This window comes from Streptomyces sp. TRM68416, from assembly GCF_014596915.1.
In the GTDB taxonomy this organism is placed as follows: Bacteria; Actinomycetota; Actinomycetes; order Streptomycetales; family Streptomycetaceae; genus Streptomyces.
The window spans coordinates 187303-209769 of sequence record NZ_JACVWU010000006.1; the positions used below are offsets into that span (position 1 = coordinate 187303).

The window sequence follows — 22467 nt, forward strand, 5'->3', positions numbered from 1 at the left end:
CCCCGATGGCGCGAGACCGCTTCACACCCGACTTCGACCCCGACTGCGGGGACGCTCTCCTCACCTCCGCCCGCCAGGACATCGTCATCGGGCGCTGGCAGGGGCTGCGCGACCTGCTGCGGGTCACCGGCCCCGACTGGCTCGCCCGCGGCCATCGCGTGCGGCTGCTCGCCCAGGCCTGTGCGAGCAGTTCGACCGTGGAGTCGTGGCTGGCGGCCGAGCCGCACAGCGCGGACGCGCTGGTCCTGCGGGCGGCGACGGAGACGGCGCGGGCGTTCAACCTGGCCATCTCCGCGGGCCGGGGCGTGCCGATCGAACGCGGCCGGATCGACACGGCGGTACTGGCCTGTCTGACGGCCGCCGAGGCGTACGTGGACGATCCGACGCCGTGGATCTCGCTGATCTCCGTGGCCCGGCTGTATCCGTCCGGGGTGCGTCGGCCGGAACTGGCTCGCTGGTGGGACGAGTTGCACCGGCGCGACCCCTACAGCGTGGAGGGCCATCTGCAGGTGCTGCACTACTACTCGGCCCGCTGGCACGGCACCCACGGTCTGATGTACGACTTCGCCCGGGACGCCGCCGGCGTGGCACCCCTGGGCTGCCCGCTGCCGGTGCTCGTGCAGTACGCCCGCGTCGAGGAGTTCCGCTACGCCCTGGACGCGGCACACGGGCGGACGTACGCCATGGGCGGCCTCGGCCGGCACTGGGACAACGACGACGCGGTGAGTGACGTACGGCGGACCTGGCAGCGGTGGATCATGGGCCGCGCGCAGGGCACCGTCGCCCCCGGCGAACTCCGCGACGTCCACTGCCTCGCCCACGCGGCCTGCCTGGCCGGCGCCACGGACATCGCGGCGGCGCTGCTGCGGATGACGGGCCGGCGGGCGACACGCACGCCGTGGTCATACACCGGGGATCCGGAGAAGCAACTGGTCAAGTGGCACGAGGAGTTGAGGGTGCGACCTTGACGGCGCCCCCTCGGGTCACGGTGTGGCGGTCGGGCCGTCCGGGCGGGTGCTGCGCTGTTCCACCATCTCCCGGGCCAGGCCTTCCGTCTCCGTCTCGGGCAGCCGCTCGAAGCCCTCCTCGGTGATGACCGAGACGATGGGGAAGATCCGGCGGTTGATGTCGGGGCCGCCCGTGGCGGAGTCGTCGTCGGCCGCGTCGTACAGGGCGTGGAGTGCGGCGAGGGCGGCCTCGCGGCGGGACATGTCCGGGTGGAAGAGCTTCTTCAACGCGCCCCGGGCGTAGGGGGATCCGGAGCCCTCGGCGTGGAAGTGCTGCTTCTCGTAGAGGCCGCCGGCGATGTCGAAGCTGAAGATACGGCCGCGGGCGCCCGCGGGGGCCGTCGGGTCGTAACCGGTGAGGAGGGGGACGACGGCGAGGCCCTGCATGGCCTGGCCGAGGTTCTCGCGGATCATGCCGGCCAGGCGGCGCGCCTTGGCGTTGAGGGTCATCGGCGTGCCCTCGATCTTCTCGAAGTGGGTCAGTTCGACCTGGTAGAGCTTGACCATGTCGAGGGCGAGGCCGACCGTGCCGGCGAAGGCGACCGCGGTGTGGTCGTCCGCGGGGTGCACCTTCTCCAGGTCGCGCTGGGCGATGAGGTTGCCCATGGTGGCCCTGCGGTCCCCGGCGATCAGGACGCCGTCGCGGTAGGAGAGGGCGAGCACGGTGGTGCCGTGCGGGAAGCTGTCGGGGGCGGCCCGCACGCCGTCCGGTAACACGCGGCGTGTGCTGAGCAGTTCGGGGCGGTGGACGGCAAGGAACTCCGTGAAGGAGGAGGACCCCGGTGTGAAGAACTCCTCGCCCAGTGCGCCGCCGTACTCGCCGTGCGTCATCGCGTTCCCCCGTGTCCTCGTCTGCGGCCGACAACGGGAGTCCTACCTGAAGCACGCGGCCGTAAAACGCCGCCCGGGTCACAGGGCCCGCCGCCGGACCAGCACCCCCAGCACCACCAGGCCGGGCAGCAGGGGCAGCCACACGGTGAACAACCGGTAGCCGAGGACGGCGGAGGCCGCCGCGGCGCCCGGCGCACCGGCCGCGGTCAGGGCGAGGACGAGAGCGGCGTCGAGGGAGCCGAGGCCGCCGGGGGTGGGCAGCAGGGCGGCCGCGCTGCTCGCGGCGAGGTAGAGCAGCGCCACCCGGGCGGGCGGCAGAGGCAGGGCGACCGCCTGGGTGACGGCGATCAGCACCGCGCAGTGCAGGACGGCGAAGGCGAGCGAGCCGCCCCACAGCGCCGCCGCCCGGTGCGGCCTGGCGTGCACGGCCCTGACGTCCGCGACGGCCGTGCCGAGCACGGTGCGGCACCGCTGTCCGAGCGGCCCGGCGAGCAGCGCGCTCACACCCGCCACGACCACCGCGGCGACCAGCGCCACCGGCAGCCCCGGTGCGGAGTCCGGGACGCGCAGGACACCCGGGCAGGCGACGGCGAGTACGGCGATCAGGACGCCGCGCACCACCACGCCCGCCGTGCCCTTGACCGCGACCGCGGTGGCGGACCGGGTGGCGGGCAGCCCGCAGCGCATGAGGAAGCGCAGGTTCACCGCGCCGGCGCCGAGCCCGGCGGGCAGCAGGTGGTTGGCAGCGGAGGCGGCGAACTGCGCGGCCACCAGCCGCCCCCGGGGCAGCCGCCGCTTCACCGCGCCCTGCTGGGCGAGCGCCGAGCACAACCACGTGCCGACCGCGGCCGCGCCCGCCACCAGCAGCCACCCCTGGTCGGCGACGGCAAGCCGCAGCGCCCCCGTCTCCAGCACCGGCCAGTGTCGTCGCGCCAGCCATACGGCGGCCAGCAGCACGGCGAGGCTGAACGCGGTCTGCCAGTACGCCCGTCTGCGAGCGGACGCCGCCACGAGCGGCCCAGCCATCACACGGAGCTACGTTCCCAGGCGTACCGGGCATGACGGACGCCCGGCACGCCCTGCCCCCGCACGGCCGCCGGACTGTTGAGCTCCGGGTTGCCAGGGGCCTCACGGACGGACGAGACGTTGCGGGCGCCCGGGCCGCGAGCCTCGGGGCCGGCCGACACGTCACCGACGCCCGGACCTCTCGCCTTACGGCCGGGCGACGCAATGCCGACATCCGGGCCGCCCACCCCACGGGCAGGCGTCGCACTACCGACACCCGAGCCACCCACCCCACGGGCAGGCGACGCGATGCCGATGTCCGAGGCGTCCACTCCGCGGACAGGCGACGCACCGCCGCCCGAGGCCCCCGCCCCGCGCGCGGGCGGCGCACTGCCGCCCTCCGAGCCGTCCGCCTCGCGGCCGGGTGGCGTGCCGCCGGGGCCCGAGTCGCTCGCACCGCGTGCGTCCGGACCGGCTCCCGCCCCCGTGGTCGGCGCACGGCGTGCGTCCGGAGTGTTCGGCTCGCGGGTGGGAGGGGCGATGCGGACGTCCATGTCGTCGAACCGGTGGAGTTCCCAGTCGCGGGCGAAGGAGGGGGGCCGGGCGCCGGGGAGGGTGAGGGAGGCGACCGGGGTGTGGCGTGCGGTGCGGACGATCTCTGCTGCGGTCATGTTGGCGTTGTTGCCGCTGGTCGCGCCGGAGGAGCAACCCGCGTAGAAGGCGAGGGGGATGGCCTCGTGGCCGGTGAGCAGGCAGGGTGGGCTGACCCCGAGGTCGTGCAGCCGGTCGGCGGCGCGGGCCCAGTCGCGGCGGTCGGCGGCGGTGCGGTCGACCGTACGGTCCAGGACGACGTACTGCACGGCGAGATGGGCGACGAGTCCGAGTGCGACGAGGGTCGCGGCCACCGGGCGCAGGCGTCCGTTCGGGGCGGTGATCAGGTGCAGCAGTCCGTCGGCGACCGCAATCGCCAACAGCGCGTAGGCGGGCAGCAGGAAGCGCGGTGCCGCGTATCCGATCAGGAACAGGTACGGGACGGCGGCCGTGGTAGCGCAGGCGAGGGGGATCAGGGTGCGGGTGGTGCGTCCGGCGCGGATCGCCACGGCGAGCCCGAGGGCGGCGAGCAGCGGCAGCAACAGCCACCAGGCGGTGACGGCCGGGCCGGGCAGGGAACCGATGCAGGGTCGGCACAGGGCGCGGCCGCCCAGGCTGCGCATCTGGTCGTCGACGGCGATGTTCCAGCCGAGGCCACCCTGGACGCGGGAGGCCTCCGCCAGCCGCTCGCGCAGGCCGCCGTAGCTGATGTACGCCTCGATCACCCACGGGGTGGCGGCCGCCACGAGGCCGGTCACCAGGGCGGCGCCGGAACGCCATTGCCGTAGCACCACGACGGCGACGAGCAGGGGCAGGGTCACCCAGACCGCGTCGGTCGGCCGCATCAGGGCCATGGAGGCGGCGCCGATTCCCACGCCCCACAGGGCCCGTCGGTCGAGGTGGTCGGCACGGGCGCGCAGGAAGCAGCCGACGCAGAGGAGGGCGCCGAAGGCGACCCAGAGGTTGGGCATGGCCTGGGGGCCGTAGAAGAGGGTGATCCACAGGGAGGCGAACAGGGCGCCGGCCGCGGCCAGGACGCGGGGTGGGAACAGGCCCCGCCAGGCGCGCAGCACGAGGTAGAGGACGAGGCCGGAGAGGACGGCGAGGTAGACGCGCAGCAGTGGGGTGGACGTCGACCAGGACGCGATCGGCGCCACGAGCAGGGAGACGCCCCGCGCGCGGGGGGCGCTGAAGAACGCGGCCGGTGCCTGGTCGCTCACCTGGCTGACGTAGACGGACTCGTCCCAGCCGAGGCCCATCGTCGGGGGCACGAGCAGGAGTTGGGCAGCGGTGAAGGCGCCGGCCACCGTGGCGAGCAATGCCGTGCCGCGGGTCGGCGGGAACCTGCCGGACACGGCCGCCGCTTCGCGTCGTCGCCTGCCCACGAGCGTGACGTTCGTGCCGTTGGTCATCGTCCACCCCTTGTACTGGTCGGTCGTGGGGCTTCTCGAACCCCGTGGCCTGGCGGGCTGGAGGCCGACGCCAGGGAATTAGCAAAAACAGGGACAAAATAACTCGGGCTGCGCGGGGGCGCAGCGTCGGGTTCGGCCAGGTGCCTCATGGGTGCGGCCACAGGCGGGATTCAGTCATGCGGAAACGAGTGGTGCTCGTGGGCCACGAGCCAACGGCCCGCCTCCTTGCGCAGGCCGAGCGTCAGACGCAGGCGCAGCGTGGGGTGTTCGGCGAGTTCCTCCGGCGTTCCGCAGCGCAGCAGGGCGTGTGCGTAGGCCACGTCGGTGCCCGCGGTGACGTCGAGGGACTCGATGTCGAAGCGGGCGCCTTGGGCCTGCCACGCGAAGAACGGTGGCCAGGTCGCCCGGTAGGCGGCAAGGCCCCGGATGCCCTTGTGGGGCGGCGGCACGTCGAACATGACGATGTCCTCGGCGTGGTCGGCGAGCACCGTGTCGAGGTCGCCCCGGTGCACGGCCGCGGCCCAGTTCGTGATGAGTGTGCGGATCAGCGCTTCGTCGTCGGGCACGGCGGGCCTCCTTCCTCCCCCTCACGACTCCCCCGCTGCCGGAGGTCGTCACGGGCCGGGTGACACACTCAGCCGTGTGCCGCAGACATTCGACGACCTTCTGGTGCGCGCCCGGTCCCTCAAGGGCGACGGACGGCGCGCGATCCTCGGGATCGCGGGCAGCCCGGGCGCGGGCAAGACGACGCTCGCCGAGCGCCTGGTGCGCGAGCTGAACGGAGCCGGGGCGCCCTGGGTCGCGCACGTCCCCATGGACGGCTTCCACCTCGCCGACGCCGAACTGGACCGCCTCGGCCGACGCGGCCGCAAGGGCGCGCCGGACACCTTCGACGCGGCGGGGTACGCGGCACTGCTGCGCCGCCTGCGCGAGGAGGCGGACGACGAGGTGGTGTACGCGCCCGGCTTCGAACGGGTCCTTGAGCAGCCGGTCGCGGGCGCGATCCCGGTGCCGCCCCAGGCCCGGCTGGTGGTGACGGAGGGCAACTACCTGCTGCTGGGCACGGGCGCGTGGGCCAGGGTCCGGCCCCAGTTGGACGAGGTGTGGTTCTGCGCGCTCGACGAGGACGAACGCGTCCGCCGCCTGGTCGCCCGGCACGAGCGGTTCGGCAAGAGCCACGAGGAGGCGGTGGCCTGGGTCCTGTGCTCGGACCAGCGCAACGCGGAACTGGTGGCGGGGACGCGCGGGCTGGCCGACCTGGTGGTGACGGGGGCGGTTCTGGGAGCGTGAGCGGTCCGGGGACGGGGGCGCGCCCGACGGGCGGCGGTGGGGGCGGCTCGGGCAGCGTCTGCGTCCCGCCGCCCGGCAAGCCGAGCCCCCTGCACCACCCCTGCGCACCGAACCGTTCCCCCCGCGCCCCGTCTCAGCCGTGCAGGCTGAGTTCCGGCTCTCCCCGTGCGTCGCCGGCAAGGGGTCCCACGACCGCCGTGAAAGCCTCCGTGCGGATCGTCAGGCCGGTCGGGTCGTGCGCGAAGGCCGGGGCGAACGGGGCGTCTCCACCGTAGCGGACGGCGAAGAGGTGCAGGTCCTCGGGGCTGCCCGGGGCGGGGGCCGCTTCCAGTGCCGTGGAGGCGATCAGGTGGCGCCAGCCCTCGTCGGGGTTGCCGTAGCCGCGGGGGTCGGCGGCGAGGGCGAAGGCGGCCTGTTCCTGGGTGGTGTCCGTGCGGGCGTCGAAGTGGTCCGGGCGGTCCGGGTCCGGGTGGGTCAGGCGGAGTTCGCCCGCCGCCGTCACCGCGCCGGACGCGACCCTGCGGAGGCGGTCGCCGTCGTCGGCGGCGTACGGCAGTCCGGCGAGGAGGTACGGCGTGCCGGGGAGGCGTTCGACGGCCACCGTGGTCCACAGGCGGGTGCCGTCGGTGACGTAGAGGGAGCGGACGTGGCGCAGGACGTGGTCGCGGCCCACGACCGGGGTGGTGACGAGCTTGGCGGTGAGGCCGTCGGCGCGCACGTCGCGTACCCGGACCTCGCCCATCGGGCGGCAGAGCAGGAAGCCGTCGAGGACGGGTCCGAAGCCGTGCTGGCGGTTGACGGCCGCGGGCAGGTAGTAGGTGCCGGCCGCCTCGACCAGTGACGGTGTCATCCGGTCGTCGAAGGCCACCGAGACCGTGCCCGCGCGGAGTTGGTGGCGGGCCGGGGCCGTTGAGGGGGTGCGGTGCCAGCGGGTGGTGTCCTGGATCTGCCAGACGAGCATCCAGGCGAAGTGCCCGTCGACCTTGCCGTCCGCCTTGACCGCGTGCCGGCCCCAGCGGGTGTCGCCCCGGTAGCGGCCCAGGTCGGAGCCGATGCGGGCGCTGAAGTAGCGCAGGCCGAGGACGGATTCGAAGCCGCTGTGCTGTTCGCTGTAGCGGGGGCCGCCGTTGTCGAAGCCGCCGCCCGTCAGACGGGCGTCGATGTAGCGGGCGAGCGTGTCGCCGTCCTCGGCGAAGACGTCCTCGCCGCTGACCCGGTGGGCCTGGGCGAGGAAGGACAGGGAGATCGGGCCGTAGTTGTTGTCGTAGGCGCCGCCGTGCTCGGGGGGCAGCAGGGCGCCGCGGTCGGCGACCCGGTGGGCGCGGATGTGGTCGACGTACAGGGCGATGGCACGGTTCCGGACCGACTCGGCCCGGTCCGGCGGGAGGTGGCGGGCCAGCATCAGCCCGCCGACGACACAGCCGATGGCCTGGTTGCCGGCCTCCTGCGGGTTGAAGAACGTGGCCTCGGTCAGCCAGCGCCAGTAGCCGCCCGCGACCTGGCGGAGTTCGGCGCGCTGGTCGTCCTCGACGAGGCCGTCCGCCAGGTCCAGCACGTTGACCGCCTGGAGCAGCGCCCACACCGTGCTGGGCCAGTCGCCGATCGGGTGGGCGCCCGCTTCGAGGACGTAACGGGCGTACGGCAGGCCGGTGTTGCGGGCCTTGAGGTTGGGGTAGCCGGGGTTGTCCTCGGTGTAGACCCGTTCGCGCAGGTGGAAGGCGAGGCTGCGGCGCACCGCCTCCGGCAGGCGCGGGTCCTTGCCGCGCTGCCAGGCGAGGGCGAGGAGCGAGGTGACGCCGAGGGAGGTGTCGCCGATGTCGTCGTCGCAGTCGGGGTGTTCGAGGCTGCCCTCCGGCGTGAGCCGGGCCAGGGCCTGCTCGGTGACGTCGGCGAGGACGGCGTCGTAGGCCTCGGGGGTGTCGGGCAGATCGTGCAGGGGGCCGAGCTGGCGAGGGAGATGCACCGGGGTCAGCCCTTCATGCCGGAGGTGGCCATGCCTTCGACCAGCCGCTTCTGGAAAACGAGGAAGCAGATGAGCGTGGGCAGCAGGGCGAGGGTCGACATGGCGAACATCGCGCCGTAGGAGGAGCCGCTCGTCTGGTCGAGGAACAGGGTGAGGCCGAGGGGGACGGTGAACTTCTCGTTCTGCTGGAGGTAGACGAGCTGGTGGAGGAAGTCGTCGTAGGTCCAGATGAAGGTGAAGATCGTGGTGGTGATCAGGGCCGGCTTCATCAGCGGCAGGATGATCTTCCAGTAGATCTTCCACGGGTTGGCGCCGTCGACCATGGCGGCCTGGTCCAGCTCGCGCGGGATGGAGCGGATGAACTGGACCATCAGGAAGATGAAGAAGGCGTCCACCGCGAGGAACTTCGGGACGATCAGCGGCAGGTAGGTGTTGATCCAGGTCAGGTTGTAGAAGATCGTGTACTGCGGGATCAGCACCGCCTGCGTGGGCAGCATCAGCGTGCCGAGCATCAGGCCGAACCAGATCTTCTTGCCGCGGAACTCGAAGCGCGCGAAGGCGTAGGCGGCCAGCGAGCAGGAGATCACGTTTCCGATCACCGCGCCGATCGTGACGATCAGCGAGTTGGTGATGTAGAGGGAGAAGGAGTTGCCGGAGCCGTTCCAGCCCTCGGAGTAGTTCTCGGGGCGGACGGCGTTGGGGATGAGTCCCGGGCTGGTGAAGATCTCGGTGTCGGGCTTGAAGGAGCTGCTCAGCATCCACAGCAGCGGGTAGAGCATGAGGACCGCGACACCGACGAGCACGGTGTGGATGAAGATGCGGCGGGGGCCGGTGGCCGAGCGCAGTTTGTGCAGCGGCGACGCGTTCAGGGCGGACATGGTGGGAAGGACTCCTCGCTCGGACGTCGGGCGTCAGTCGTCGTAGTGGACCCAGTAGCGGCTGGCGATGAAGTTGACCGCCGTGAAGCCTGCGATGACCAGGAACAGCACCCAGGCGAGCGCCGAGGCGTATCCCATCTGGAGGTCGGTGAAGCCCTTCTTGTACAGGTAGAGGGAGTACAGCATGGTCGAGTTGAGGGGTCCGCCGGAGCCGTTGCTGATCACGAACGCGGGGGTGAACGTCTTGAACGCGTCGATGATCTGCAGGACCACGTTGAAGAAGACGATCGGGGTGAGCAGCGGCAGGGTGATCCGGAAGAAGCGGGTGACCGGGCCGGCGCCGTCGATCGCGGCCGCCTCGTACACGTCCTTCGGCATCTGCTTCAGACCGGCCAGGAAGATCACCATCGGGGTGCCGAACTGCCAGACGGCCAGCAGGATCAGCGTGTAGAGGGCGGTGTCCGGGCTGGAGATCCAGTCCTGGCCCTCGATGCCGAACCAGGCGAGGAAGTCGTTGAACAGGCCGTCGCCGCCGAAGACCTGCCGCCACACGATGGCGATGGCCACCGCGCCACCGAGCAGCGAGGGCAGGTAGAAGGCGGCCCGGTACAGGCCGATGCCGCGCAGGTCGCGGTTGAGCAGCATCGCCACGGCGAGGGCCAGGGTGAGCTTGAGCGGCACGGAGACGAGGACGTACAGGAGAGTGGCGTGCACCGAGTCCCAGAAGACCGGGTCCTCGGTGAACATCCGGCTGTAGTTGTCCGCGCCGACCCACTGCGCGGGGGTGAGCAGGTCGAAGTCGGTGAAGGACAGGTACAGCGAGTCGAGCATCGGGTAGATCGTCAGCCCGAACAGGCCGACGAACCAGGGGGCCAGGAAGAGGTACGGCCACCATCCCCCGCCCCGCTTTCTGGCGAGGCGGCGGCGCATACGGTCGCGTTCCCGCTGGTCGGACGGGGTCGCCGGAGCGGGCTGCTCCTTCGCGACCTCGTCGATCTTCGCGGTGGTCATACTCATCTCTCCCTGACCCTCTCCCGGTCTTGACGTGCTGCGCTTCGGCGTCAGCCGCCGAGGATGCCCGACGCCTGGTCGAAGAACTGACCCAGCTGCGCCTTGATCGACTTCTTGCCGAAGGCGACGGCGAGGTTGGACTGGAACAGCAGGTCCCAGATCTGGTCGGCGCCCTGCGGCGGCGGCACCGGCGCGGGCAGGGCGTTGGACGCCTTCGAGACGCGCTGGGAGATGTAGTCCGCGTTCTCCATGTTCAGCTTGTCGGTCTCGGTCAGGTTCGCGGCGATGAGGTTCCGGGCCTTCTCGGTCGGCGGGATGCCGCGCAGCAGCTGCATGTCCTTGATCGCGGACTCGTTCTGCGCGAAGAAGGAGATGATCTTCACCGAGTCGGCGATCTTCTTGCTGGCCTTGGTGGCGCTCAGCAGCACACCGCCGTTGACGAAGTTGCCCTCGCGGGCGCCGGACCAGTCGCCCTGCGGGGTGGGCAGGAAGTCCAGCTGCGCGTCGGTGATGGAGCCGCCCGCGCCGTAGACGCCGGAGTCGAAGGTGAACAGGGCCTTGCCGATGACGACCGCGTTCTTGGTGAGGTCGTTGTGCGCGGCGGAGGTGATCGCCGGCGGCGGACAGGCGTTGGCCTTGCGCATCTCGGCCCAGTACTCCCACCACTCCTGGAGGGTGTCGGAGGTGAAGCCGAGCTTCTTGCCGTCCTCGGAGAAGAAGGTCTGGCCCTTCTCGCGGGCGAAGATCTCGAAGCACTGGAGGGTGCCGCCACCGCCGTCGTCGACGCCGTAGACCTTGCCGCCGCTCTTCTTGTAGACGTCCTGGGCGACCTTCTTCAGGTCGGCCCAGGTCCATTCCCGGTCCGGCAGTTCCAGGCCGAGGTCCTCCAGGCCGCTGCGGTTGACGGTGAGCTGGTTGACGCCGATGCCGGAGGGGACGCCGTAGAGCTTGCCGTCGACGGTGCCGGCGGCGAGGAGGGTCTTGGAGAAGCCGGTGAGGTCCAGGCTCTTGCCGACGTAGGAGTCGATCGGGGCGAGGACGCCCTTGCGGGCGTACTGCGCGACGAGCGCGGTGTCCATCTGGAGCAGGTCGGGGGCGCTGCCGCCGGCGATGTTGGTGTTGAACTTGTCGAAGTACCCGTCGTACCCGGAGTAGGTCTCCCGGATCTTGATCTTCGGGTTCTCCTTCTGGAAGGTGGCCAGCGCCTTCTTGTAGGCGTTGTGGCGGTCGTCGCTGCCCCACCAGGTCATGGTCAGGTCGCTGCTGGTGCTGCCTGCGCCGGTGCCCCCGCCACAGGCGCTGAGCGCGCCGCCGAGCGCGCCGGCGACGGCGAGTCCGCTCGCGGTGCGGAAGAGGGTTCTGCGCGAGATCTGGTGACCCACCGGGTCCTCCCTGGATGTGCGTGACGGATCGCCCGGCCGGTCGATGCGGCTCGGATCCTTTGGATGGCGCTTTCCATCATGCGACCTCGCCCGGTCGCGCGGCCCTGCGGGCGGAGGTCCACGGCCGTCCTCCGGTCCGTGACCGTGCGAGCACGCCCTCGCACGTCCCGCCGTACTCTGGCGTACGGCGTGCACCTCGCCCAGAACCGGGTCCCGCCGGTTCAGAAAGCGCTTGTCCGGACATTGGCAGAAGCGCGGGGAGTCCGTCAATGCTTGACCGGGGCCGCGGCGGTCACGGTTTGGATTCCACGGGCCACCGCGAGCCGGGTCGCGCCCACCACGGTGCCGTTGTCGCCGAGGGCGCTGCTGACGACCTCGGTGGGCCAGCTCAGCCGGGCGAGCTCGGCCCGTACGCCCGGCAGGAGCTGCGGGTGCGCGCCGACGGCTCCGCCGAGCACGATCAGCCCGGGGTCGAGCACGGCGGCCACGGCGGCGGCGAGGCGGCCCACGTCGGCGGCGTGCCGGGCGACCACGGCGGCGGCCGTGGCGTGGCCCTGGTCGGCGAGGGCGAAGAGCCGCCCGGCACTCGCGGGGCACCGGCCGTCGGTGTCCTGCCAGGCCTCGGCGGTCCGGCGCAGCAGGGACCGCACGCCCATGTGTTCCTCCAGCGCCTCGCGGCGCGCCTCGCGGCCCTCGTCCCACGGGTAGGGCAGGCGGGCGACCTCGCCCGCCGCGCCGTTCGCGCCGCGCAGCACCTGCCCGCCGATGACGACGCCGAGGCCGATGCCGACGCCGATGCGCAGATAGCCGAAGGTGTCGCGACCGCAGGCGGCGCCCTGGTGGAGTTCGGCGAGGGCGGCGCAGTTGACGTTGTTCTCCAGGTGCACGGGGACGCCGGGCGGCAGCGCGACGGCCATGGCGTCGTAGACCGGGCCCGCCTTGGCGGTCGCCGGCCGCATGCCGGAGCCGTCGTGGCCTTCGGTGGTGACATCGCCGACCGCGACGACGACGGCCCGCAGCGGGACGTCGGCGGGCAGCTCGTCGAGGGCCGCGCGCACGGTGCCGGCGGCCTGGGCGCGGGTGCCGGCGCCCTCGGCGAGCGGAGTGCCGTCCAGGGCGCACGCGCGCACCCGGGTGCGGTCCGGGCCGAGGTCGACGGCGAGCACGGCCCCGGAGGCGGGTCCGAGCCGGTAGACGGCCGCGCTGCGGCCGGTGGCGCCGGAGGCGGTGCCGGAGTGGGCCGCGAGCCCGACCGCCTCCAGCTCGGCCACGGCGGCGGAGACGGTCGGCTTGGACAGGCCCGCACCGGCCGCCAGCTGGGGGCGGGTCGCGGTGCCCGCCCCGGCCAGCACGGCGAACACCGCACGCGCGCTCTCGCTCAGGTCCATGGTCTCCCCAGATCGTGGTGCTGCGGCCGTCGTCGGTCCGCAAGGATCCTTCGGCATCGGAAGTTTCGCGCCTCTTGACGCACCCTACTTCGTTAGTTAACTTCCTAACGAACTCCTGCGGTACTCGCCTGCCGCACCCTCAGAGGCCTGTCCCGAGGCTTCCCGACCGTCCTTTCCCGCGGGCTCCGCGCGGCCGCCGTCGCGCGGCCGCGCCCGCCCGTGCGGCACCCGCTCCGGTGCCGCTTCCGTCCGGCACGGTTCGCCCGCCGTCGCAGCTCCGCCCGGGCGGCGCACGTCGCGGCTGCACGCAGGCGGCGCACGTCGCAGCCCTGCGCAACGACGAAAGAGGATCCGTGCAGGACCCTTCCTCCGTGTCTCCGTCTCCCCCCGCGCCCTCCGTGTCTCCCCTCGTGGTCGGCATCGACGTGGGCGGCACCAAGACACATCTGCGCGCTCTCGCGGGCGGCCACCGCGTCGCCGACCGGGTGCGCTCCAGCGGTGGCTGGCGGCCGCACGACCCGGTGGCCGCCGCCGGCTGGCTGGCCGCGCTGGTCGCCGACGCCCTGCCCGCCGGGGTGCGCCCGGCCGCCGTGGCGGTGGGCGGGCACGCCTGCGAGACACCGCGCCAGTGCGCCCAGATCCGCACCGCCCTCCAGCTCCACTTCGACGCGCCCGCGCTGGTCGTGGGCGACGCCGAACTGCTCGTGCCCGCCGCCGGCCTGGACAAGGGCGTCGGCCTGGTCGCCGGGACCGGTTCGGTCGCGGTCGGCCGGACGGCCGACGGCACGCCGGTGCAGGTCGGCGGCTGGGGTGCGGTGCTCGGCGACGAGGGCGGCGCGGCCGGTCTGGTCCGCGAGGCCGCGCGGGCCGTCTGGGCGGCGCACGACCGGGGGGAGGCCCCCGACGCCCTGGCCGAAGGGCTCCTCGCCGCGTTCGGTGTCGCCGAAGTACCCGCGCTGGGCGCGGCGTTGGAGCGGGCCGGCGAGATGTCCGCCGAGTGGGGCCGGCACGCCCCGGCGTTGTTCGCCGCGGCCGAGGCGGGCTCCCCGCTCGCCCGGGGCGTCATCGCCGAGGGCGGCCGGTCGCTCGCCGCGCTCGTGGGGCGGCTCGCCTCGCGCGGGGTGGCGGTGGACGACGTGGTGGTCGCGGGCGGCACGATCCTGGCCCAGTCCGCGCTGTACGACGCCTTCGTGGCCGCGCTCGCCGAGCGGGTGCCCGGGGCGCGGCCGACCCCGCTGCGGGCGGCGCCGGTCGAGGGGGCGATAGCGCTTTCTCGTTCACTGCTCTGACACCTGCCGGTCGTCGGACGATCCCGCGACCGCCACCACCCGACCGTAGATCTTCGCTCGTACGGCTCGACCGCTTGCGCACGGCAGGTCACAGCGGATCGCACGCGCATCGGACGGTCGAGTCGATCACCCCGACCCCCTTCCGGCCGTACGGCCGAAGAACTCAAGAGAGGCCCACGCATGCCGTCCTCGGACCCGCACCAGCCCATCACCTCCCCCGGGCACCACGCGCTGAACCGGCGGCGCCTGCTCAAGACCTCGCTGGCCGCGTCGGCCGGTCTGGTCGCCGCTCCGGCCCTCGTCAGCTGGGCCGGGCTCGACCGGGCGAGGGCGGCGACGGGGACCCCCCTGGCGTTCGTCGACGACTACAAGTCGAACGTCGGCACGAACCTCTCGGCCGAGACCAACGCGGTGGTCCGTGTCCTCGGGGGCTTCGCCCGGGTCTGGAAGACCGGCGGCGCGTGGAACACCGGCACCCCGCTGCGGCCGGAGATCCTGCGCGCCAACATGCGCTACTGCGCCCGGATCACGGCCGTGCGCACGGACGCCGAGGCGAAGGAGGCGTTCGTCTACGACCGCCAGCACCAGAGCTACTCGGCGATCGGCGGCCTCGGCCCGCTGGCCGAGCTGTACAAGGCCGGTGCCAAGGCGGTCACCTCGATCACGAGCGCCCCGGACGGCGTCCCGGCCACGAAGATCAGCGACACCGTGCCCGCCGACGCCCCGGCCGGCTCGGCGCTCGGGGCAGGGTCCCACGACTCCGAACTGGGCCGGGTGGCACGGCTCGTCGACACCGTGCGCGGCCCGTTCGCCTCCAGCAACCCGGCCAAGTTCAGCTACCAGTACCCGCGCCCGTGGCGGCTCAACGAGCACAGCGAGGTCGTCGACACCGGGCGGACGGACGCCTACGGCTTCCCCGTCTACGAGTCCGACGTGATCGTCGCCCCGCAACTGCTGCGCCAGCGCGGCGACAGCCCGGCCGACGACGGCGGCTTCCCCAGCGGCCACACCAACGCCATCCACCTGGCGGCCCTCGCGTACGCCTACGCCGTACCCGAGCGGTTCCAGGAGCTGGTGACCCGCGCCTTCGAGCTCAGCCACACCCGCATCGTGGCGGGCATGCACTCCACGGTCGACGTCGTCGGCGGCCGCGTGATGGCCACCGCCCTGGCCGCGGCCGCCCTCACCGACCCGGCGAACGCGGAGCTGAAGAAGGCCGCCCGCGCCCAGGCCCTGGCGTACTTCCTGGAGAAGACCGGCACCACGGCCGACACCCTGTACGACTACGCCCACTCGGCCGGCACCGACACCGACCCGTACGCCGACCGCGCCGCCAACGCCCGCACGGTCGGGCCGAAGCTGACATACGTGCTCACCCGGCGGGGCCGCGACGAGCCGCTGACCGTGCCGAAGGGTGCGGAGGTGCTGCTGGAGACGCGGCAGCCGTACCTGGACGCCGCCCAGCGGCGCGAGGTGCTGCGGACGACCGCGCTGCCCTCCGGGTACGTACTGCTGGACGGCTTCGAGCAGTGGGGCCGGCTCAACCTGTTCGCGGCGGCGGACGGTTACGGCGCCTTCGACTCCGACGTCGAGGTCACGCTGGAGGCGTCGGCGGGCGGCTTCGGCGCGGCCGACAGCTGGCGCAACGACATCGGCGGCCGGGGCGGACTGACCAAGCGCGGGACCGGCACGCTGACCCTGACCGGCCACAACCGGTACACCGGCGGGACCGTGGTGGAGGACGGCGTCCTCGTCGCCGGTTCGGCCCACGCGCTCGGCCACGGCGGCGTCCGGGTGACGGGCGGAGCGCTGCGGGTCGCGACCGGGTCGACGGTGCGGCTGCACGGCACGTACACGCAGGAGTCGTCCGTGCTGGAGGTGACGCTGCGTTCGGGCTGCGGGCCCGCCCTGGCGGTGCCGCGGCGCGCGGTGCTGGGCCGGGGCAGCGCCCTGTCGCTGCGGCTCGACTCCGCGAGGCCGCCCGTCGCGGGCGACCGGGTGCGCGTGCTGAGCGCTTCGGCGCTTCGCGGTCAGTTCGACCGGATCGAGCTGAACTCGGACACCCTGCGGGCCGTACCCGTGTACACGGCGGAGGGTCTGTCGGTACGACTCCTGAAGCGGTGACGCGTGAGGTGGCGGGAGCTGGTGCACAGTAGGCGCATGACGCGCCGCCGGACCACTCCCGCCACGACGGGACGGGTGATGGCACGCGCGCCGGACTCGGTCCCGGACACCGGCCCGCCGCCCGCCCCGCCTCCGCCGCCCTCCCGAAAGCGATGGCTGGTGCCGCTGCTGGCGGTCGTGCTGCTCGCCCAGATGGCCGTGGCGATGGTGACGACGGCCGTGCAGCAGACGCCGACCATCGACGAGCCCGTGTACGTGGGCACCGCGGCCGTCCAGCTCCAGGAGCACCGGCTGCGCCTCAACCCCGAACACCCCCCGCTGGGCAAGCTGCTCGTGGGGGCCGGGGTCGCGCTCGCCGATCCTCGCGTGGACACCTCCTTCGAGGGCGACCAGGGGGAGGTGGGCCGGCATCTGCTCTACGAGTCGGGCAACGACCCGTGGCGCCTCATGCTGTTCGCGCGCCTTCCGGTGATCGTGCTGACCCTGCTGTTCGGACTGGTGGTGTTCGTCTTCGCGCGCGAACTGGCCGGACCGGCGGCCGGGTTGGCCGCGCTGGCGCTGTACTGCTTCTCCCCCGACGTCATCGCGCACGGCTCGCTGGCGACGCTGGACGTGCCGGCCGCGGGATTCCTGCTGACGTCGGTGTGGCTGCTGTGGCGGGCGCGGGGGCGGCCCCGGCTGTTCCTGCCGCTGGCCGGGGCAGCGCTCGGCGCGTCCCTGGCCACGAAGATGAGTTCCCTGCCGGCGGTGCCGGTGCTGGCGGCCCTGGCCGCGGTGTCGGTGTGGTGCGGGAGCGCGGGCGCGGACCGGCGCCGGGCGCTCGCACGGGCCGCCGCGGGCGCGGCCGTCGTGACGCTGACCGCGGTGGCGGTCGTCTGGGTGACGTATCTGGCCGTCGATCCGCGGCTGCGCTGGGCACCGCAGCAGCCGGTGCCCGAGGTGCGCGGGCTGCGCGGACTGGCCGTCGAGCTGCTGCCGTTCCCGGAGGCGTACCGGGACGGGATGCGGATCCAGCTCGCCTTCGAGAACCGCCCCTGGCAGGGGTTCCTGTTCGGGCGGCTGTACACCGGCTCGCTCTGGTACTACCTGCCGGCGGCGCTGCTGGTGAAGACCCCGCTCGGCATGCTGGTCCTGTGGGCCGCGGGGGCCGTCACGGTGGTGGCGGTGCGGCGGCTGCGGCCCGCGGCGCCGTATCTGCTCGTCCCGACGGCGGTGCTGCTCGCGGCGGCGATGCAGGGTTCGCGCGACTTCGGCACGCGCTACGCCGTGTTCGTGCCGATGTTCCTGGCGGTGGCCGCGGGGTGTGTGACGGCGCTGCGGACGCGCCGGGCGGCGGCCGTGACGGGGGTGCTGGTGGCGTGCGTGGCCGTCAGCTCACTGCGGACGTTCCCCTACTATCTGCCGTACTCCAACGAGGCGTTCGGCGGTCCGGCCAGGACGCATCTGCGGCTGCACGACGCGGCCGTCGACTGGGGCCAGGACCTGGGCCGGCTGGCGGACCGGCTGCGCGAGGAGTACCGGGGCGAGCGGATCTGGCTGGTGTACAAGGGCAGCGGGGTGCCCTCGTACTACGGCATCGACGCCGCCGACCCGCGCAAGGTACCGGCCCGGGACGTGCGCGGGCTGCTGGTCGTGTCGGACTCGTCGGCGGCCAAGGCGACCGGCAGGCTGGCGGAGTTGATCCACAGCAGTCGTCCGATCGATACCGTCGGGCATTCGATCACCATCTATCGCCGCTGATCACCACGTTCCGTCCCCGGTGCCACTGCTGCCCGTGCCCCGCCATGGTCGGGCTGTCCGTCACCCCCTGGTCAGGACAGTGTGTGAGCTATGTTGAGGCACTGTGGAAGACAAAGGAGGACTACCGGTGCCATCGCCGCAGCAGGCACGCGCACAGGCATCCGCGATCACCTCGGGGAAGTCCGCTCCGGAAGCGGAAGTGTCCCCCACTTCCCAGCTCAGAGCGCTCTTCGACGGGCCTCATCTCTCGCCGGGCCAGCGGCGCATCGCCCAGTACCTGATCGAGCACATCACCGAGGCGGCGTTCCTTTCCATCACCGATCTCGCGGAGCGGGTCGGGGTGAGCCAGCCCTCGGTCACGCGGTTCGCCGCCGCGGTCGGCTTCAGCGGTTACCCGGCCCTGCGCGAGAAGCTCCAGTCGATCGCGCTCGGCACGCTCGCCGGCGGGCCCGCGGCCGAGGAGAACAGCAGCAACGAACTCCAGGCGGCGGTCGACGCCGAGATCGAGAACCTGGAGAACCTGCGGCGCGACTTCGCCGACCCCGACCAGGTCATCGACGTGGGCCGCAAGCTGTCGCAGTCGACCCCGCTGACCATCCTCGGGCTGCGCATCTCGGCGTCGCTGGCGGAGTACGTCGCCTACGCGGCGCGCCGCATCCATCCCGACGTGCGGCTGGTGACGCGGGGCGGCAGCGTCGCCTACGACGCGCTGCTGCAGTCCCGTGAGGCGGGCGGCACCTGGGTGCTGGCGTTCTCGATGCCCCGGCACGCCCAGGAGACGCTCACCGCGGTACGGGTGGCGCGCAGCGCCGGGCTGAAGGTCGCCCTCGTGACCGACCTGGCGCTCGGGCCGGTCGCCGACGAGGCCGACGTCGTCTTCGCCACCGGTACCGGCTCCCGGCTGGTGTTCGACTCCTACGCCGCCCCCGGCCTCATGGCCGCCGCGCTGCTCCAGGCCATGACCGACGCCGACCCCGAGCGCACCCAGGCCCGGCTGGAGGAGTACGAGCAGATCTCCGACCGGCACCAGTTCTTCCTGCGCGACTGAGGCTCGACAAGCCCCCGGAACGCGGCCGCCGAACCGCACCACAGGGGCATCATCCACCACTTTTCGAGCATGAATGTTTTCATACGTCTTGCAAAGCGGACGGCATATATAAATACTGCTCCACGCCGCATCGCCCGCAGAAAGCCGACGGTCCGCTCATGTGCACGACTCCCCATCCGCCGTGCGCCTTCCGTCTGCCCTCCGGGCGTCATGCCGAGCACCCGCTGCCGCCGTCTCCTACCCGCGTCGGTGCCCCGGGTGCTCGCCGGGGCGGCCCCGGTCATCCCCTAGGCCGGGGCCGCCCCGTCTTCGTCGGACCACCCCTCACGACGCCGCACACCCGGAAGCGATCACCATGTCTGTGACGACCACGCACCTCTCGTCGGACTGGCCGTGCCAGGTCAAGTCCCCCGGCACCTACGACTGGGAGCGCTCGGCGGCCAAGTGGCTGCGCGAGCTGGTGCCGGCCCGCTACGCCAGCTACCCCGCCCTGATCCGCCACCCCGTGCTGCTCGCCCGCCATGCCCAGATCCAGGTCCAGCAGGAGATCCGGGTCGCCCGCACCGCCCTGCAGACCGCCCGCGCCGACCTGCCCCGGCTGGGGATGCCCGAGTCGGTCATCGAGCACACGATCAAGCTGTACGCGGCGGAGGTCATGCAGCTCCAGCACATCGCGCGCAGCGTGCGGGCGGTGTCCCAGGCCCTGGTCAACGGGCGCTGAACCGGGGCCCACGGGCCCGCCCGCGCCCACGGCATCAGTCGTCGTCACGGTGGCGCCAGTACCAGATCAGGCCCACGACGAGGGCGAGGAGGAAGATCCCGGGCAGCAGCAGCCCCGGGACGCGCGAGCCGTTCATCGGGCGGGCCTTCGGTTCGGGTCGCCGGACGCCCAGTGCGCCGGCACGCGCTCATCCTCCGCCCCCCACCTGCCCGGCCGGCGCCGCTTTCCGTAGCTGTTGCCCGGCGTTCGAACCGGCTCGCTCAGCCGTCCCCCGCCGTCGTGCGGGACTCCAGCGCGAGGCGCGTGTCGTCGCCGTAGACGCCGGTCTCGTCGCCGCGGATGCCGTACCAGAGCTGGAAGCGGGCGACCGCGGCCGTGAGGGTCCCGTCGTAGCGGCCGCTGGTGGAGCCGCCGGTGTAGACGTCGGGAACGCGCAGGAGGCGTTCCTGGAGGTCGGTGACGTCCGGGCCGCTGTCGCCCTCGCGCAGGGTGCCGGGGCCGTCGGGGGCGGCACCGGTCTCGGCGGGGGCGGCCGGGGCAGGCGCGGTGGAGGCGGGGGCGCTCGGGCCTGAAGCGGTCGCCGCGGGCGGTGGGGCGGCCCGGTCGTCGGGGTCGCCGGGCAGAAGGAGGGCGAAACCGAAGCCGGCCAGGGCCGCGGTGGTCATGGCCACCGCCACCGCGGCGCGGGGCAGCGGCCGTCCGGGCGCGGGTGAAGGTTCTTCCCGGACGGGCGGCAGTTCCTGCGTCTCGTCCTCGGAGCCGCGGGGCGGGACGGCCGCGGGCACGGACTTGTAGCCGCCGTCCCTGTCCGGTTCGCGCAGGAGTTCCGCGAGGGCGTCGGTGCGGCGGGGGCGCAGGACACGGATCGGTTCCAGGGGTGGGCCGTTGTTCTCCACGGGGGTGCTCCCTTCCGTGCCGTGGCGCGGGGGCCGACTTCGCCCCGAGGAGGGATACGTGGGCGCCTCGTCCCCGGTTCACTCCGGCCCGGTCAGGCCCGGCCGAACATCCGGTGCAGGGACGCCTTCATCGCGCGTACGAAGGCGTCCCGCCGCTCCTCCTCCAGCGCGTCCAGGGACAGGTAGGGGTTGAGGTCCTCCAGCTCCACCAGCAGCAGTTCCCCGTCCGGGGCGCGGCAGGCGTCGACGCGCTGGATGCCGTGGCCGAGGGCGTTCCAGTCGATGAAGCGCCGGGCGAACTCCAGGTCGCCGGCGGTGGGTTCGTAGGGCTCCAGGTGCCAGCGGCGGTCGGGGTGCGGCGCGTACAGGGCGTACTGGAAGTCGTCGTCGACGAAGTAGAAGGACACCTCGTAGGCGAAGTCGACGCACGGCTGCACGAGGACGTCGCCGTCGGCCAGGTCGCGCGCCCGCTCGGCGGAGAGGATCCGCAGGCCGATCGAGTCCGCGCCGAGCTTGGGCTTGACCACGTACCGGTCGGCGGCGGGCAGGCGGGGGAAGTCCTCGGCCCGGTCGACGGTGGGGATCACCGGGAAGCCCCCGGCGCTCAGGTCGAGCAGGTACTGCTTGCCCGCCATGTCGGCCTTGCCGGAGAGCTCGTTGTAGACCAGCGCCCCGGTGTCGGCCGCCCGCGCGCGGAAGGCGTCGTAGGCGTCCTGGTGGGCGAGGACGGGACCGCTGTTGCGGACCACGACCGCGTCGAAGCCGTCCATGAGGGCGGTGGTGTCCCGCGGATGGCACAGGGCGAGGTCGAAGTCCTCGCGCAGGCGCGCGGTCAGGTGGATGTCCTCGTCGCCGTAGCGGCGCCCGCGGGCCTGATAGGCGAGGTCGGTGACGTACAGCAGGCGGGGGCGGGCGGACATGCGGGGCGGCTCCTCGGGGCGGCGGGAGGCGATCGTACGCATGCCGCCACATCTCGAACAAATGTCGGGCCACGGCCGCACGGCCCCGCCGACCACAGGGTTGCCCGGTCGGGCCGGGGGCACTCGGGCGGCACCGAATCGCCTGTCGGGAGGGAGGGGTGGATGTGGCCGCCGGACCGCTCTCCGCCCATGAGCAGCGCGTGCTGGACGCGCTCGAAGCGGACCTGCGCAGGGACCGTCGCCGTCGCCCCCGGGGCAGCACGGTGGCACTTCTGGTCCTGGTCTCGGTCTGCCTGATGGTGGCCGGGATCCGCACCTCCGCACCGGCCGTGATCTGGACGCTGGCCGTGGTGTGGCCGTTGACGCTAATCGTCGCGTTCCGGCTGCTGTGCCGCTGGACGGAGCCCTGACCGGGCCCGGCTGCCGCCGACGGCGGACAGGTCGGCTCAGCTACGGCACCCGGGGCACGGGAGAACGGAGACGTCCGGGGAACGCCGGCCGGGTGCGCGGCGCGTCAGGCGTCGTCCTCGTACCCCCGGTCCAGCAGGGCCTTCACTCCCTCGGCCGTCAGGGCCAGTTGTTCCGGGGTGCCGGCGTCGATGACCAGGGCCAGGTCCTCGGAGGGCCAGCCGTGGGCGAGTTCGCCGAGCAGGACGCTGCGGTGCCGGCCCCGGGGCATCAGGGGCAGGGCGTGTTCCAGGCGTTCCCGGGTGGTGAAGACCGGCACCAGTTCGGTGCCGTCCTCCTGTTCGAACACGGGGAGGGTGAGGGCCATGGGCCCCGGTCCGTCGCCGTTGACCGCCGCGGGGACGAGCACCTCGCTCTCGGCCAGCGTGCTCAGGGCGGCTTCGTCGGCGCCGTTCTCGACGACCGCGCGCAGGGCCCGCTGGGTCACGAAGGCCTCGTTCTCGGAGTGGGTCATGGTCACTCCCGTCGCCGTGGGTGCTCCGGGCGAGTACCCGCATGCCGGG

The 22467-nt window shown here is 73.0% G+C and carries 19 protein-coding genes and 1 pseudogene; 8 read left to right on the plus strand and 12 right to left on the minus strand.

Translation table 11 applies throughout. The features are described 5' to 3' along the window. Window positions 1-5 precede the first annotated feature (5 nt). Window positions 6-968, plus strand: coding sequence for a hypothetical protein (locus tag ICC28_RS12680; RefSeq protein WP_188288597.1), 963 nt, complete (start codon window positions 6-8; stop codon window positions 966-968). A gap of 15 nt (window positions 969-983) precedes the next feature. On the opposite strand, the gene prcB is transcribed toward ICC28_RS12680, so the two are convergent. From prcB to ICC28_RS12700, 4 genes and pseudogenes are all read right to left on the minus strand, one after another. Beyond that, window positions 984-1838: a proteasome subunit beta gene (gene prcB / locus ICC28_RS12685; protein WP_188288598.1), complete on the minus strand. Its 855-nt coding sequence runs from the start codon at window positions 1836-1838 to the stop codon at window positions 984-986. Window positions 1839-1916: 78 nt separating this feature from the next. After that, entirely contained in the window at window positions 1917-2864 is a 948-nt protein-coding gene (locus ICC28_RS12690; RefSeq protein WP_188288599.1) for a lysylphosphatidylglycerol synthase domain-containing protein, read from the minus strand. A gap of 509 nt (window positions 2865-3373) precedes the next feature. Then, window positions 3374-4846: pseudogene (locus tag ICC28_RS12695) on the minus strand (hypothetical protein); the annotation flags it as partial. Between the two features lie 170 nt (window positions 4847-5016). Beyond that, complete coding sequence (locus tag ICC28_RS12700; protein WP_188288600.1) at window positions 5017-5412, minus strand: YybH family protein; 396 nt, start codon at window positions 5410-5412, stop codon at window positions 5017-5019. A gap of 76 nt (window positions 5413-5488) precedes the next feature. Here ICC28_RS12700 and ICC28_RS12705 point away from each other — a divergent pair, with 76 nt between their 5' ends. Next, entirely contained in the window at window positions 5489-6136 is a 648-nt protein-coding gene (locus ICC28_RS12705) for a nucleoside/nucleotide kinase family protein (RefSeq protein WP_188288601.1), read from the plus strand. Window positions 6137-6269: 133 nt separating this feature from the next. Here the strand turns inward: ICC28_RS12705 and ICC28_RS12710 are convergent, their stop codons facing one another. The 5 genes from ICC28_RS12710 to ICC28_RS12730 form a co-directional block, all read right to left on the minus strand. After that, window positions 6270-8099, minus strand: a complete 1830-nt coding sequence (locus tag ICC28_RS12710) for a hypothetical protein (RefSeq protein WP_188288602.1) — start codon at window positions 8097-8099, stop codon at window positions 6270-6272. 5 nt (window positions 8100-8104) lie between these two features. Beyond that, complete coding sequence (locus ICC28_RS12715) at window positions 8105-8977, minus strand: carbohydrate ABC transporter permease (RefSeq protein ID WP_188288603.1); 873 nt, start codon at window positions 8975-8977, stop codon at window positions 8105-8107. Between the two features lie 33 nt (window positions 8978-9010). Next, window positions 9011-9988, minus strand: a complete 978-nt coding sequence (locus ICC28_RS12720; RefSeq protein WP_188288604.1) for a carbohydrate ABC transporter permease — start codon at window positions 9986-9988, stop codon at window positions 9011-9013. A 50-nt stretch (window positions 9989-10038) separates the two neighbouring features. Continuing rightward, window positions 10039-11370 (minus strand): ABC transporter substrate-binding protein, encoded by a 1332-nt coding sequence (locus tag ICC28_RS12725; RefSeq protein WP_188288605.1) that lies wholly within the window; start codon window positions 11368-11370, stop codon window positions 10039-10041. A 266-nt stretch (window positions 11371-11636) separates the two neighbouring features. Continuing rightward, the gene (locus ICC28_RS12730) at window positions 11637-12758 is read right to left on the minus strand and encodes an ROK family transcriptional regulator (RefSeq protein ID WP_188288606.1); all 1122 of its coding nucleotides are present in this window, start codon (window positions 12756-12758) and stop codon (window positions 11637-11639) included. Window positions 12759-13129: 371 nt separating this feature from the next. Here ICC28_RS12730 and ICC28_RS12735 point away from each other — a divergent pair, with 371 nt between their 5' ends. From ICC28_RS12735 to ICC28_RS12755, 5 genes are all read left to right on the plus strand, one after another. Continuing rightward, window positions 13130-14047, plus strand: coding sequence for an N-acetylglucosamine kinase (locus tag ICC28_RS12735; RefSeq protein WP_317454003.1), 918 nt, complete (start codon window positions 13130-13132; stop codon window positions 14045-14047). A gap of 180 nt (window positions 14048-14227) precedes the next feature. After that, window positions 14228-16171, plus strand: a complete 1944-nt coding sequence (locus ICC28_RS12740; protein ID WP_188288607.1) for a phosphatase PAP2 family protein — start codon at window positions 14228-14230, stop codon at window positions 16169-16171. Window positions 16172-16363: 192 nt separating this feature from the next. Further along, window positions 16364-17911, plus strand: a complete 1548-nt coding sequence (locus tag ICC28_RS12745) for a phospholipid carrier-dependent glycosyltransferase (RefSeq protein ID WP_223188797.1) — start codon at window positions 16364-16366, stop codon at window positions 17909-17911. A gap of 127 nt (window positions 17912-18038) precedes the next feature. Next, complete coding sequence (locus ICC28_RS12750; RefSeq protein ID WP_188288608.1) at window positions 18039-18959, plus strand: MurR/RpiR family transcriptional regulator; 921 nt, start codon at window positions 18039-18041, stop codon at window positions 18957-18959. A gap of 355 nt (window positions 18960-19314) precedes the next feature. After that, on the plus strand, window positions 19315-19680 hold the full coding sequence (locus ICC28_RS12755; RefSeq protein WP_188288609.1) for a hypothetical protein: 366 nt from the start codon (window positions 19315-19317) through the stop codon (window positions 19678-19680). Window positions 19681-19940: 260 nt separating this feature from the next. On the opposite strand, the gene ICC28_RS12760 is transcribed toward ICC28_RS12755, so the two are convergent. Next, on the minus strand, window positions 19941-20576 hold the full coding sequence (locus ICC28_RS12760; RefSeq protein WP_188288610.1) for a peptidoglycan-binding protein: 636 nt from the start codon (window positions 20574-20576) through the stop codon (window positions 19941-19943). Between the two features lie 92 nt (window positions 20577-20668). Further along, complete coding sequence (locus ICC28_RS12765) at window positions 20669-21538, minus strand: hypothetical protein (RefSeq protein ID WP_223188751.1); 870 nt, start codon at window positions 21536-21538, stop codon at window positions 20669-20671. A 122-nt stretch (window positions 21539-21660) separates the two neighbouring features. On the opposite strand from ICC28_RS12765, the gene ICC28_RS12770 reads away from it, so the two are divergent. Continuing rightward, window positions 21661-21906, plus strand: coding sequence for a hypothetical protein (locus tag ICC28_RS12770; RefSeq protein ID WP_188288611.1), 246 nt, complete (start codon window positions 21661-21663; stop codon window positions 21904-21906). A 104-nt stretch (window positions 21907-22010) separates the two neighbouring features. Here ICC28_RS12770 and ICC28_RS12775 read toward each other — a convergent pair whose 3' ends face one another. Next, window positions 22011-22418, minus strand: a complete 408-nt coding sequence (locus ICC28_RS12775; protein WP_188288612.1) for an SseB family protein — start codon at window positions 22416-22418, stop codon at window positions 22011-22013. Window positions 22419-22467 lie beyond the last annotated feature (49 nt).